11 protein-coding genes and 1 tRNA gene are annotated in these 14,860 nt (G+C 33.5%); 8 read left to right on the top strand and 4 right to left on the bottom strand.

Going from position 1 to position 14,860, the window contains the following annotated elements; genetic code table 11:
• Positions 1-25: 25 nt before the first annotated feature.
• The 3 genes from EQG63_RS01210 to EQG63_RS01220 all read right to left on the bottom strand — a co-directional run bounded on the left by EQG63_RS01210 (position 26) and on the right by EQG63_RS01220 (position 2,645).
• Complete coding sequence (locus EQG63_RS01210; RefSeq protein WP_129433548.1) at positions 26-1,279, bottom strand: aspartate kinase; 1,254 nt, start codon at positions 1,277-1,279, stop codon at positions 26-28.
• A gap of 63 nt (positions 1,280-1,342) precedes the next feature.
• The gene (locus EQG63_RS01215) at positions 1,343-1,816 is read right to left on the bottom strand and encodes a GNAT family N-acetyltransferase (protein WP_129433551.1); all 474 of its coding nucleotides are present in this window, start codon (positions 1,814-1,816) and stop codon (positions 1,343-1,345) included.
• Positions 1,817-1,823: 7 nt separating this feature from the next.
• Complete coding sequence (locus tag EQG63_RS01220; protein WP_129433554.1) at positions 1,824-2,645, bottom strand: M48 family metalloprotease; 822 nt, start codon at positions 2,643-2,645, stop codon at positions 1,824-1,826.
• Between the two features lie 187 nt (positions 2,646-2,832).
• Between EQG63_RS01220 and fbp the strand changes: the two genes are divergently transcribed.
• From fbp to EQG63_RS01255, 7 genes are all read left to right on the top strand, one after another.
• Positions 2,833-3,840 (top strand): class 1 fructose-bisphosphatase, encoded by a 1,008-nt coding sequence (gene fbp, locus EQG63_RS01225; protein WP_129433557.1) that lies wholly within the window; start codon positions 2,833-2,835, stop codon positions 3,838-3,840.
• Between the two features lie 202 nt (positions 3,841-4,042).
• On the top strand, positions 4,043-5,761 hold the full coding sequence (locus tag EQG63_RS01230; protein WP_129433560.1) for a tetratricopeptide repeat-containing sensor histidine kinase: 1,719 nt from the start codon (positions 4,043-4,045) through the stop codon (positions 5,759-5,761).
• Positions 5,762-5,787: 26 nt separating this feature from the next.
• A complete protein-coding gene (locus tag EQG63_RS01235; RefSeq protein ID WP_129433563.1) occupies positions 5,788-6,408 on the top strand; it encodes a response regulator transcription factor in 621 nt (206 codons plus the stop codon).
• Positions 6,409-6,513: 105 nt separating this feature from the next.
• Positions 6,514-9,108 carry a LamG-like jellyroll fold domain-containing protein gene (locus tag EQG63_RS01240; RefSeq protein WP_129433566.1) on the top strand — a complete coding sequence of 865 codons (2,595 nt, stop codon included), beginning with the start codon at positions 6,514-6,516 and terminating at the stop codon, positions 9,106-9,108.
• 260 nt (positions 9,109-9,368) lie between these two features.
• Positions 9,369-10,103, top strand: coding sequence for a T9SS type A sorting domain-containing protein (locus EQG63_RS01245; protein ID WP_129433570.1), 735 nt, complete (start codon positions 9,369-9,371; stop codon positions 10,101-10,103).
• 109 nt (positions 10,104-10,212) lie between these two features.
• Positions 10,213-10,608, top strand: coding sequence for a hypothetical protein (locus tag EQG63_RS01250; protein ID WP_129433573.1), 396 nt, complete (start codon positions 10,213-10,215; stop codon positions 10,606-10,608).
• A complete protein-coding gene (locus EQG63_RS01255; RefSeq protein ID WP_129433577.1) occupies positions 10,581-11,357 on the top strand; it encodes a T9SS type A sorting domain-containing protein in 777 nt (258 codons plus the stop codon). The genes EQG63_RS01250 and EQG63_RS01255 overlap by 28 nt, the downstream gene beginning before the upstream one ends.
• A 66-nt stretch (positions 11,358-11,423) precedes the next feature.
• Here the strand turns inward: EQG63_RS01255 and EQG63_RS01260 are convergent.
• Positions 11,424-11,494: transfer RNA gene (locus EQG63_RS01260), tRNA-Gln, on the bottom strand.
• Between the two features lie 160 nt (positions 11,495-11,654).
• Here EQG63_RS01260 and EQG63_RS01265 point away from each other — a divergent pair.
• Positions 11,655-14,858 carry a DUF2723 domain-containing protein gene (locus EQG63_RS01265; protein ID WP_129433580.1) on the top strand — a complete coding sequence of 1,068 codons (3,204 nt, stop codon included), beginning with the start codon at positions 11,655-11,657 and terminating at the stop codon, positions 14,856-14,858.
• Positions 14,859-14,860: the final 2 nt, after the last annotated feature.

A 14,860-nucleotide genomic window follows, 5' to 3' on the forward strand; every position in this document is an offset into this window, starting at 1 on the left:
ACAAATGTAGTGTATAATTTAAAAACTACTCTTTGGTAACGACTTGTAAGGTTTCTCTACTCATTTGACGGAGTAAAACGGTTTTATTTTTTTCGACCATTTTCATGGCTTTTTCGTCAAAATGTCGCACGGTGTAAAGCGATACATTTTCGTTATACGATACTTTGAATTTTTTAGACAATATTTTGACCAATTCTTGGAAATTGTTGAATTTGTCTTCTACACAAACCGAAAAACTAATCGCTGAATTTTGAATTAAACTCACCTTAATTTTAAACTGATGCAACAAAGCAAAAATCTCACTGATGTTTTCTTCCATGATAAAAGAAAAATCAATTGAAGACAGCGACAATAACAATTGGTTTTTCTTAACAATAAAGCAAGGTAGTTTTGGTTCTAAATCTTCTCCCTTAGCAACACTTGTTCCTGCTAAAAGCGGATTGATAAACGATTTTACATACAATGGAATTTCCTTTTTCTGTAAGGGTTGAAGCGTTTTTGGGTGAATGACACTCGCGCCATAGAAGGCTAACTCAATCGCTTCACGATACGAAATTTGATTTAATAAAGTCGCATTTTCAAAATAACGCGGATCTGCATTCATGACTCCAGGAACATCTTTCCAAATGGTAACACTTTCAGCATTTAAGCAATAGGCAAAAATAGCTGCTGTATAATCGGAACCCTCACGACCTAAAGTAGTGGTAAATCCATTTTCATCGGAACCCACGAAACCTTGTGTGACAAACAATTGTTTTTTCTTACCAATTTTAGCAATCGCTTTTTGTGTGATTTCCCAATTAACATTGGCATCACGGTACGTATTATCTGTTTTGATATAATTGCGAACATCAATCCATTGCGATTGAATGCCTCGGTAATTCATGTAATGCGATAAAATAGTCGTCGAGAAAATCTCTCCATAACTTACAATTTGATCGTATACGAAGTTATAATTGGGTGATTTATTACTTCTAATAAAATATTCGAAATCGGCAAAATGTTCGTTTACATCATAAAAAACATCATGGTTTTCGTCTTCGAATAAATCCAATAAAATTTGGTTGTGGTATTTTTTTACTTCTTGAATGGAAGCATTTAAATCGGGAGATTTTTCAAAGTAATTTTTGATTACCACTTCGAGCGCATTGGTTGTTTTTCCCATTGCCGAAACAATTAACAACACTTCTTCATATCCCACTTTTTGTAAAACGTCAAAAACATTTTTTACTCCATCGGCGTCTTTTACAGATGCACCACCAAATTTAAAAATTCTCATTTTCTGATATTAGATTTCAGAATTTAGACTTCAGATATAGCAATCGGAAGCTAAAACTGTCATTTATAATTTATTTAAAAACTCATGTATTCCTTGTTCGTCCATATGGGCTACGCGCCAATCGGATAATACTTTTGCACCTGATTTTTCATAAAAATCGATAGCGGGTGTATTCCAATCCAAAACATTCCATTCAATCCTACGCACCTGATCCTTTTTCCCTTGATTGATGATTTCTTTATAGAGGGCAAAACCAGCACCTGTTCCGCGACTTTTTTCATTCACAATTAAGTCTTCAAGGTGAATTGTTTTTCCTTTCCAGGTCGAATAACGATAATAATACAACGCCATTCCTATAATTTCACCTGAAACTTCGGCCACAAAGGTGTGAAACAATGGATGTTCTCCAAAACCGTCACGGATTAAATCGGTTTCTGTAACCACAACGGCCTGAGGTTCTTTTTCGTATATGGCGAGTTCAATAATCAAATCTAGCACCGATTTCATATCGTTTGCCGTTCCTTTTCGTATAATCATTATTCGATTATTTTTTCTTTTTAACTGTAGTCTTCTTAACGGCTTTAACATACGGTTTGTACAAACCATCTGCTACAGCTCTTTCTTTTGCTAACTGCGCTCGCTCTTTTGGCTCCGGGTGTGAACTCATCATTTTAGTAATAAAATTCGATTGGGTTCCTTCGCTTTGTTTTGCTAGAATTGAAAACGCCGATTCTACGGCATTCACATTGTATTTATTACGCTTCATGAATTCATACGAATACAAATCAGCTTCCGACTCTTGTTGTCTACTGTGACTATTATTCAATAATGCTTTTCCGATATTCCCGATTTGACCCTCAGTAATTGCCGCTATTTTACCCGATTGCGAACCAACTGCATCCAACAACGCTTCTTTTTTATAGGCCGCTTTAATCGCATCTCTAGAATCGTGATTCACCACATGACCCACTTCGTGACCAATTACCGCCAAAAGTTCATTGTCATCCATGATATCCATTAGCCCTGAAAAAACTCGTACACTACCATCGGCTGTTGCAAAAGCATTCACATCTTTTACTTTGTACACTTTGTAATTTAAGTTAAGCCCACCTTCATTTTTATGCTTTCCAAAAAGTTTATTTAACCGAACCGTGTAGGCATCTTTTGGTCCAGCCACTGGATTTTCTTTATCCATTTTCGCTACCGCTTCTTTCGACAAATTAGCCGCATCTTCATCACTAAACATAAAACCAGTCACTCCTTTTTGAAGTGCTCCCAAGGCTTTTTCACCCAAATTAATTTGTGCATTCAATTCAGAAATTCCACTAAAAGCGACAACAACAATAGCAATTAATATTTTTTTCATGATAAGCAATTTATTACTAACAAAGATAAAATAAGTTTGAATGATTTTTCTCCGATTTTTAAAAATAAACAAATTTGTCATTTTTGTTAAAAATACTTTTCAAAAGACAAAACTCTACTCGTTAATCTGTTCATTTTTCAAAATAAAATGATAATCTTTGTAGCACATAACTACATTGATTTCGAAAATGGAAGAACGCAACAAAACCTTAGGGGAATTTATCATTGAAAAACAAAGTGATTTTCAATATTCGTCAGGGGAATTATCAAGAATTATCAACTCGATTCGACTGGCTGCAAAAGTCGTAAACTACAAAGTAAACAAAGCTGGACTAGTAGATATTGTAGGAGCAGCTGGCGACCAAAACATACAAGGAGAAGACCAACAAAAATTGGATGTATACGCCAATGAAGTCTTTATTCAAACGTTAATCAACCGTGAAATTGTTTGCGGAATTGCTTCAGAAGAAAACGACGACTTTATTACTGTAGCTGGTTCCGACAATAGTCACAACAATAAATATGTGGTGTTGATGGATCCTTTGGATGGATCGTCTAACATTGACGTTAATGTTTCGGTTGGAACTATTTTTTCAGTATTCAGAAGAGTTACTCCTGTTGGAACTCCAGTAACTTTGGAAGATTTCTTACAACCAGGTGTCAACCAAGTAGCCGCAGGATATGTGATTTATGGTACCTCTACGATGTTAGTGTATACGACAGGGCATGGTGTAAACGGATTTACGTTGAATCCAGCCATCGGTACGTTCTATTTATCGCACCCAAACATGCAATACACGAAAGACGGAAACATCTATTCGATCAATGAAGGAAATTATGTGCATTTCCCACAAGGGGTGAAAGATTATTTAAAATACTGTCAAACCGAAGAAGGCGATCGTCCGTATACGTCACGTTATATTGGAAGTTTGGTTTCTGATTTTCACAGAAACATGATTAAAGGGGGGATTTATATTTACCCTACGAGTTCCAAAGCACCCAAAGGAAAACTACGTTTGTTATACGAATGCAACCCGATGGCATTTATAGCCGAACAAGCAGGCGGAAAAGCATCGGATGGATACAACCGAATTATGGAAATCCAACCTACTGAATTACACCAACGTGTTCCTTTCTTTTGTGGAAGCCAGAATATGGTAGAAAAAGCAGAAGAATTTATGGCAAAAAACAAATAATAAAAAAGGTTCTCACTGAGAACCTTTTTTTATAAATAGCTATAAACCAACCTAAAACAAAAAAGAGTTAAGAATTTACCTCATTCTTTTTTTTGAGCATTAATTGTTTATTTTCGGTTTCTTAAATTGATATTACTTTTTTATCAATCCCGCTTTTTAGCAATTTTTAAAGTATTTTTGACCTCTGTAAACCAATCATAAAATGATAAAAAAAGCCCTTTTAGTATTTTTTTTATTTGCAACGAATACTATACTTTCACAAGAATTCACACAGCGCTTAAGAGTATTTAACAGGCATTTTATAGACAACATCAAAATACAACAACATGATAGTGTTAGTTTTTATTTGAGAATATTTTTAGCCAATGATGATTTAACCCCATACGAAAGTCAGATGGGATATTTTAATCAAGGTGTTTTTCTAAATAGTATCGCAAGAACAAAAGAGGCTATTATATCCTATGAAAAATCATTAAGTTTTAGTACTGGTTCAGAGAAATCTATTCGAAATGGAAAAATATGTAAATGCAATCTTTCTGATGCTTATTTTACTGAAAAAAACTATGAAAAAGCCCATTTTTACGCACAATCAATTATAAACGAACCCGTTGTATTAAAAGACCCTAACTCCTATATTAATTTATACACTATTACAGGATATTATAATTTTTTAAAATTAGAATACGACAAAAGTCTTCATAATTATGATTTAGCAGAAAAAAAAGCAAAAAAAGAAATGCCATGTAAACTGCCTGAAATATATTTAAAGAGAGCAAAAGTTTATAGTAGAATAAACAATTTTTACAAAGCAAAAAAAACTATAGATCAAAGTTTAAAAATATGCGATTCGTGTAACGACAATAATGCTCGCATCAATTCTTTGAAAGCGCTTCGAGAAATTTTAACCGAAAATGGTAAATATGAAGAAGCCAATGCCATTTTTAACAAAGTAGATGAATTATACAAAACCGATGAGATCAGAGTACGAAATAAAAAAGTAGATTCTTTAGAAACAATATTTAAAACAAAACTTAAAGAAGCGCAAAACATATCCCTCAAAAAGACTAACATTCAAAAAGAAAAAGAAAATAAAACACAGAGACTAATAATTTTAGCAACCATCATTGGGATATTCATATTAGGATTGCTGTTATTCTATGTCATTAAATTATCAAAAAAAGAAAAAGAAAGCAATCACTTATTAACGAAACAGAAATTAGATTTAGAAAGACTCAATCTCTTAAATCAGAAAATTTTTAGTGTCATTTCTCATGATTTTAAAGGACCAATGATAAATCTAGAATTGTTATTAAAATTAGATGCCAAAAAAATGGTTTCCGAAGCAGAATATACTTTGCAAAAGCAGAAATTAAGTAATGATCTAACTCAAGCTAATTTAATTATGGATAATTTATTAGGTTGGGCAAAAAACGAATTAAGAATAACTGTAAATACATCTCAAGAAGCAAATACTTACGAAGCCTGTGAAGCCATTAATAAGCAACTGAATTATATTTTTGAAGAAAAAAACATCTCACTAATTAACGAAATACCTAAAGATAATTCCATAAGCATTAGTCAAGATGTTTTACTAATAATCTTCCGAAACTTAATTAGCAATGCTTTAAAATTTAGTTTCAAAGACAATGACATTATTGTAAGTTTTAATAAAAATACAAACACTTATTCTGTACAAGATTTTGGAACTGGAATACCAAAAAACCAACTCCAAAAAATATTTCACACACAAACAGAAGCAACTGTTGGAACCAATAATGAAATTGGTTTTGGCTTAGGTTTAAATTTTGTACATGAAATTATAAAACAAAACAACGGTACCATTTGGATAGAAAGTATTGAAAACGAAGGAACAATAGTTTATTTTAAAATTAACGGAAATCCGTTAACAGATAACCTTTAAAATTATTTTTATTTGTAAAAAAAATAATGAAAAAAATCAGCATCGGTATCTTTGATGACCACCCCTTAGTTATAGAAGCCATTCGGTCAAAGTTTTCAAATAAAGATTTCATTATTGAATGGGAAGCTAACTCAAAACGAGATTTATTTACGAAACTAAAATCTGTACAACCTGAAATTTTAATTTTAGATATTGTTGCAGATGATGTTTTAGGTCTAGAAATCTTTGAAACTATTTTAAAGGACTATCCAGATTCCAAAATCATTGCTCATTCTAGCCTATCTAGCTCGATTTTAGTCGAAAATCTTTTAAGTATTGGTATTAAGGGATTTGTAAACAAAAAGCAAGATATTAACGATTTAAAAGAAGCGGTCTTGACAGTTGCTAATGATAAAACATATGTATCTAAAAATTACACTTTTTTAACTTCCGAATATTTAATTAACAAAACAGCGATACTTTCTGAAAGAGAAATAGAAATTGTAAATATGATTGGAAACGAGTTTACTTCTCAACAAATATCAGAACAATTATTCCTTTCTGTTAATACTATTGAAAGTCATAGAAAGCGTATTTTTCAAAAACTAAATGTGAAAAATGTTGCAGGTATGATCATGGAAGCAGGTAAATTAGGGTATTTAAAATAATAACATTTCAAATATAAATAATTCGAAATTCACGGAAAACCGTGAACACTATTAATTCCTGTGTGTTTAATTTTGTCTTATAATTTTTTTTAAAAAAATAAGCAAATGAAAAACACAATTACTTTTTTACTGTTTCTACTAACTTTTGTCACAAACGCGCAAACAATTTTTTTTGAGGATAATTTAGAAAACCCATCCGCTTCAAACATTGGTAGTATAAGTCGTGTAGCTCCTGGTGCTTTTGCTACGGGTGGACCACCTAATACCAGATATCATCAGCGAACTATCGGAGTACAGGCTGTAGATATAAGTATAGCTAATTCCTATATAGGAAAACAAGGCACTTATATTTGGGCTATGGAAGATGTTGATAATTTTGCAACTCAAAGTGAAGATCAAAGCGTAACATGGAGTGGAATACCAATTAACGGTAAAACTGGTATGGGTTTTAGCGGGCTATTTGCCACTGCATATACTGCGAGTTGGGATCATTTTCCGGGTGTATCCCCAATAGATTATGTCATCGTACAATATAGTATAGATGGAGGTACGTGGGTTGATTTGCTTAGATTCTTTCCGAACACACCTAATATTGGTACTGCTGCCTTAGCTTTAGAAACTACAGGAGATGAATTGGCACAAGGAGAAGGACCTGCACTAACAAATACATTTACACAATTCTCAGCAAATATAGCAGGTACAGGTTCATTTTTAGATTTAAGGCTAACCATACATTCCAATTCACTCAATGAGGAATTTGCGTTTGATTTATTTCGATTAGCTGAAACATGCTCGCCTGTTAGTACAAACATATCATCTCAAACAAATGTAAGCTGTAATGGAGGAAGTAATGGATCAGCAACAATAAACGCGTCTGGAGGAAGTGGATTTACTTACTCTTGGTCACCAAGCGGAGGAACTGCTGCTACAGCTACAGGACTTAGCGCAGGAACTTATACTTGTACAGTAACCAACTCTTGTGGTAATTTTACAACACAAAATGTTACTATTACACAAGCAACTGCAATTACATCAAATATAAGTTCTCAAACGAATGTATTTTGTAACGGAGCTTCAACTGGTTCGGCAACTGTTAGTGCAAGTGGTGGAAATCCAAGCTACACGTATTCTTGGTCACCAAGCGGAGGCACTTCAGCTACAGCAACAGGATTATCGGCGGGAACATATACGTGTACTATTACCGATGCTACTGGTTGTAACAAAACACAAAATGTAACTATAATACAACAAACTGCAATTTCATCAAGTATAACTTCTCAAACTAATGTGTCTTGTAATGGTGCATCAACTGGTTCGGCAACAGTAAGCGTTAGTGGTGGCAATCCAGGTTATACCTATTCTTGGTCGCCAAGCGGAGGTACTTCGACAACTGCTTCAGGATTATCGGCTGGAACGTACACTTGTACTATTACCGATGCTACAGGTTGTACTAAAATACAAAATGTAACCATTACCGAACCTGCTGCATTGAGTACTCCAACAGCCGAGGACCAGCAATTTTTTAACAACGGAGCAACAGTTGCCAATCTTATAGCTACGGGAACGAATTTGCAATGGTATTTGACGGATACCGGAGGCACTGCATTATCAAATAGCACTGCACTTATTCATGGGACAAGATATTTTGTAGAGTCAACAGTTCCTGGTTGTGGAGCCAGTGCTAGAAAAGAAGTAGTAGTTGTTATTTCTACTCCTGAATCGGCTCCAACCGCTAAAGGTCTTGATTTTGATGGAACAAATGATGCTATCTCTCTTGGGAACATTACTCAATTGAACAATACATCACAGTATACCATTGAATTTTATGCTAAATTTCAAAGTTTTGGGCAATGGAGTACCATTTTTGGAAAACGTTTTAACAATAATCTTGATAGACAAGCTCATATTCAATTTTTTGATTCTAATGGAAAATTAGGATTTTTAATCAACAATTCCTACATCACAACCAATACGAATTTAAGTTTAAATACGTGGAATCATATTGCTGCCGTATATGATGGTAGTTTACCAGAAGTCGATCGTTTGAAATTGTATATTAATGGTTCTTTAGCTGCCACTACTTTATCAGGAACACCTCCTACAACTACAACTTTATCAAATACAATTGCAACAATTGGCTCCGAATACAACAATGAAACACCAATGCATAACGGCTTTACTGGTGATGTTCATTGCGCAATGACAATGGATGAGTTAAGAATTTGGAGTGTTGCTAGAACTGCTTCTGAAATTGATGCTAATAAAAGTATAGAGTTATCATTACCGCAAAGCAATTTAGTTTCTTACTATAAATTTAATCAAGGACTTGCGAATAGTAACAATCCGAATGAAACTAAACTAGTAGACGAATTAAATGCTTATAATGGTGGATTATTCAATTTTAATTTAGCCGGAACAACTTCAAACTGGGTGGCTGATAATTTTTTGAATGTAGCTGATAATATATTCACATCTAACTTAAAAATCTACCCTAACCCATCAAATGGTATTTTCAATATAAATATTGACACTAATGCAACTATTGAAATTTATGATTTAATTGGAAAACAAATTGCTTCAAAGAAAATAGAAGTTGGAACTTCACAATTAGATATGGGCAATTATAGCTCAGGTATTTATTTATTAAAAGTTACTACTGAAAATAATCAAAGTAAAACAATGAAAATAATTAAACAATAAAGTATAATGAGGTATATAGAAAAGTACAAACTTGAAATTGTTTTGTTTCTTCTGTATAGCATGATTTCCTTTGTATTATTCAATCTATACTTCGATAATTTATAGGTAAGGAAAGGCAATTGCTGTAAAGCGAATTGCCTTTCACTTAACTTGAGTATCAATATTTAGAAATTCTAAACAAATCAATTCATACATCAATACACATTCATAAAAACATATTGCTTTTGCAAAAAATTTCAATTAATTTAAACCCTCTAAAAATGAATCTAAAATTACTATTATTACTAACTTCTTTGACTTGTTTTTCACAAACCCCAATTTTTAACTCAAGTATGTCTATTACTTCTGATGGTTCTACCAATTCCCCTAGCGGTGAAGAAGTTGACAAAATCATTGATGGAAGTACTGCAACCAAGTTTCTTGATTTTGATTATTCTGACGGACTTGCTTTTATAGTAAATACAGGAAGTGCAAGTATTACAGATGGTATACGAATTACAACAGCAAACGATTCTGAAGGACGTGACCCCATGAATTTTGAAGTACTAGGTTCTAACGATGGTACTTCTTTTACTTCTATTGCATCAAATACTATCCCTTGTATAACTGATCGATTTTTTGAAAGAACATTTACTTTTTCCAATTCAACCTCATATTCTTATTATAAAATCGTTTTTACAGATCAATGTTTTTCTGAAAATAGTTTGCAGCTTGCCGAAGTGCAATTAATTGGCAGTTCTTTATCGACTTCCGACTTCTCCTATACAAATAAAATAAACGTTTACCCTAACCCATCAACAGGCATTTTCAATATAAATATAGATACAAATGCAACTATTGAAATTTATGATTTAATTGGAAAACAAATTACATCTAAGAAAATAGAAGTTGGAATTTCACAAATAGATATGGGCAATTATAACGCAGGTATTTATTTATTAAAAGTTACCAATGAGAATAATCAAAGTAAAACAATGAAAATTGTAAAACAATAAAGTAATTTTTTTTTGTTTATTTTAAAAGCCCTTGAAATTGATTTGTTTCAGGGGTTTTTGCTTTTAGCAGTTTTATCAAATTCACGGAAAACCGTGAATGCGATTAAAAATGAGCTTACTACATTTGACTAATAACTTAAAAATTCACTCCATGAAATTAAAACTACTTTTACTTTTATTCATTTTTACAATATTAAATGTTAGTGCCCAATGTCCTAACAATAATACATTTCACTCAAACGTTTCTCCAACTATTGGCACAACATTAACTGTAAATTGTATAAAATCGGGAGAATACATCACTTCCAATGTAATCACTGGACATACTTATAAATTTTCACTTTGTGATACTAATAGCGGCGACGATACTGTATTAACGTTATTAACAGATACCGGAACTTCCATTTCGTTTGATGATGATTTTTGTGCACCTTATTCTGAAATTACTTGGGTTGCTAATTTTACGGGTATTGTACGTTGCTGCTTGACGATTATTCATGTGTAAGCAATACAAATTGCAATATACTAAAAGTTACAGATTGGCAACCTAACACTACAAATTGTCCAACAAATTCTTCGCCAATTTGTGATGCCTTTAATTTTAATGTTACCAATACAGGAATTGATGCAAAAACTCAATTTCCTGATAACAATTATGATTGCCTACTCTCTACACCAAATTCAAGCTGGTTTCATTTTACCGTCGGAAATAGTGGAAACTTGAATTTCATTTTAACTGCATCGTCAGATATAGACTATATCGTTTATGGTCCATTTACATCTTTAGAAAATGCAAATGCCGCATGTGGAAATTATGGAAACAGTGGTGGCGGAAATGTAATTGATTGTGGTTTCTCAACTGCAGCAACCGAATTTGTTGATATTACAGGTGCCATTAGCAATCAAGTTTATGTTATTTTAATCACTAATTTTTCTGGAGCTACACAAAGTATAGATGTCTCTGCACCAACCAACGGAACTGGCACATTTAGTTGTGCTGCATTAGGCTTAGAATCGTTTGAAAATGATTTAATTTCAATTTATCCAAATCCGTTTCATGATGTTATTGAAATGAAGCTTAACACCGACGCTGTTATAAAAATTCACGACTTTACAGGAAAAGAAATCCTCTCGAAAAATTATTCAGCAAATAATAAAAAAGTAGATTTATCGGAACTTAAAATCGGAACATACATAATGAAAGTAACCACCGCTGAAGGACTAACAAGAATTTCCAAAATTGTGAAACTGTAAAATAAACTAATAATTTAGCGTTTCAATCTAAAACAAAAAAAGCTCTCATTTCTGAGAGCTTTTTTGTTGGTCTACTAGGACTCGAACCTAGAAAGACTGCACCAAAAACAGTTGTGTTACCATTACACCATAGACCATTAAACCTGCATTAATTGCTTAATGCGAGTGCAAATTTACTACGATTTTTTAGTTCTGCAAGTTTTTTGATAAAAAAAATTGAAAATTTTATTTTTAACCTTTTCTTTAGATAAAAAAATAGTTTCTTTGTGTTGTTATAACAAACCACTAATTAATACTATGTCATTTAACTTCAATAAGTGGAATACCATTTTAGGATGGGTTTCTTTTCTAATCGCTCTTATTGTTTACACCCTTACCGTTGAACCTACTATGAGTTTTTGGGACTGTGGCGAATACATTGCTACCTCAGCCAAACTAGAAGTAGGACATCCGCCAGGAGCCCCTTTATTTCAAATGATTGGAGCCTTCTTCTCGATGTTTGCGATCGGGAAAGAAAACATTGCGTTGATGGTAAATATGATGTCGGTATTCTCCAGTGCGTTCACGATTTTATTCCTTTTCTGGTCTTCGACAATAGTATTGCGTAAAATTGTAAGCAACTTTAGCGAGTTAAACCAAAACAATTTGATTACTATTTTAGGGGGTTCATTTGTTGGCGCTATGGCCTTTACTTTTTCTGATAGTTTTTGGTTCAATGCCGTAGAAGCCGAAGTGTATGCGATGGCGACTTTATTTATTGCTTTGTTATTTTGGTTGGGACTGCGTTGGGAACAAGAAATGGACACATCACGTGGTAACAAATGGTTATTAATCATCGCTTTGGTCGTTGGATTATCCTTCGGGGTACACTTCATGGCTTTGTTAACGATTCCATCTATCGGTTTTTTATATTATTTCAAACACTATCAAAAAGTTACTATAAAAGGGTTCTTAATTGCCAATGTGGTGGTGATTTCGATATTGTTATTCATCTTCAAATTGCTGTTGCCTTGGACGATGACTTTCTTTGGTGCGACTGAAGTATTTATGGTCAACAGCATCGGATTGCCTTTTAATTCAGGAACAATTTTCGTGGTTATTTTATTGATTGCTTTTTTCCACTTCGGATTAAAATATACGCGTGAAAAAGGAAAAGTGTTTTACAATACTATTTTATTATGTGTGTTGTTCATTTTGATTGGATTCTCTACTTGGATGATGTTACCTATTCGTGCCAATGCCAATACGCCAATTAATGAAAACAAACCTTCCGATGCACGTGAGCTTTTAGCCTACTACAATCGTGAACAATACGGGGAACAAAAATTATTTTATGGCCCGCAGTATACCGATACGTATTCTGGTTTAGACGAAAACAATCCATATTTAGACGAAAAACCAAACTACGAACGCGATTACAAAACAGGGAAATATGTGATTGTAAACAATTATAAAAACGCGGTTCAGAACACCGATGACAATCACAAAGCATTATTACCTCGTTTGTGGAGTAATGAACACAATGTGAATTACATGAAGTTTACTTCACCGTTAGAATTTTCGGTTAAAGAAGAATACAACGAAGAGCAAGAATTATTACAGGTGGTTTCCGAATTTAGAGCTGCTTATAATTCTGGTAAATTAGATTTCGAAGATTACGATAAATTTTTAAGAAATTATGGTGATTATTTAGATATTGAAAAACCTTCCATGGCCGACAATTTGTCGTTTATGTTTGAATATCAGTTTGGGTACATGTATTGGAGGTATTTGATGTGGAATTTTGTGGGAAGACAAAACGACAACCAAGGAGAATACGACTTAAAAGATGGAAACTGGCTTAGTGGTATTTCTTTTATTGACAACGTGCGTTTAAGCAAACAAGAAAACTTACCGGCCGATTGGAAAAACAACAAAGGTCGAAACACCTATTTCTTCCTTCCATTCATCATTGGATTAATTGGATTCATCTTCCATGCCAGACGCGATTTAAAAAGTTTTTATGTACTATTAGCCTTGTTCCTATTCACTGGATTAGCCTTGAAAGTATATCTAAACGAGCGTCCATTTGAAGTAAGAGAACGTGACTACGCCTTAGTGGGCTCCTTTTATGTTTTTGCAATTTGGATTGGAATTGGGGCTTATGCTATTTACGATTTCATCAAAAAATTCATTCAACCTAAAGTGGCGACTCCAATCGCAATTGGAGTATGTATGTTAGCGGCTCCAGTATTAATGGCGTCTCAAAATTGGGACGATCATGATCGCTCAAACAAACACACAGCTGTAACCGATGCCAAAGCCTATTTAGATTCTTGCGACAAGAATGCTATTTTATTTACCATTGGTGACAATGATACTTTCCCATTATGGTATGTGCAAGAAGTAGAAGAATACAGAACAGATGTTCGTATTGTCAATACGAGTTTATTAATGACCGATTGGTACATCGATTCGATGAAGGCCAAAGCGTATGATTCTGATCCTGTTCCTATTTCATTTACGCATCATGATTATGTTGACGGAAAACGCGATTATTTGGTTCATGACCAAAGAACAGACGAACGTTTAGACATCAATGAGTTCATGAATTTTGTTTCTAGTGATGACCCAAGAACGTTGATTGAATTAAAAAATGGTCAAAGCGTTCAGTTTTATCCAACGAATAAAGTCAGAATTCCAGTAGATAAAAATGCAGTTATTGCGAACAAAGTAGTCAATCCAAAACTTAACGACTCTATTGTTCCTTATATTGACGTAGACATCAAAGGTGATGCGATATACAAAAACCGATTAATGATGTTAGACATCATCCGAAATAACAATTGGAAACGTCCTATCTATTTTTCACCAGGTGCCTTCGGAGACGATGATTACGTTTGGATGAAAGAATTCCTGCAATTAGATGGAATGATTTTCAAATTGGTTCCTATTAAAACACCGCTACCAAAAGATGCGTATGGTTTCGAAATGGGACGCATGGATACCGATAAAATGTATGAAATCATTTCTAAATTGAAATGGGGTAACGGCGATCGTTCAGACATTTACCACGATCCACAAACTCGTAAAAATTGTATTTCCTACCGAACCAATATGGCGCGTTTGATGACCAATTTGATTAACGAAGGTAAAACTGATAAAGCCAGAAAAATAATTGAATTGGCCTTAACCAAAATGCCATTAGAATATTATGGCTTCTATAGTTTGATTGATCCATTTGCAGAAGGTTATTACAAATTAGGCGAAAAAGAAAAAGCACGTAAATTGTTAAAACAATTGACAGTAAAATACCAAGATGAGTTACGCTATTTCAGCGAATTGCCACCATCGGAACAACGTCAGTTTTTCGCTAGCGACATTTATACTAATTTAATGCGTTATAAAGGTCTATTGGAGATTATGCGTCTGTACAAAGACACTGAATTCCATAATCAAGAAAAAGGAGCATTCAACAACATTAATAAACGTTTTGAGTTTTTTGATGTAGAAATGGAATAAAT

Origin of the sequence: Flavobacterium amnicola (assembly GCF_004122165.1) — a bacterium.
GTDB lineage: Bacteria > Bacteroidota > Bacteroidia > Flavobacteriales > Flavobacteriaceae > Flavobacterium > Flavobacterium amnicola.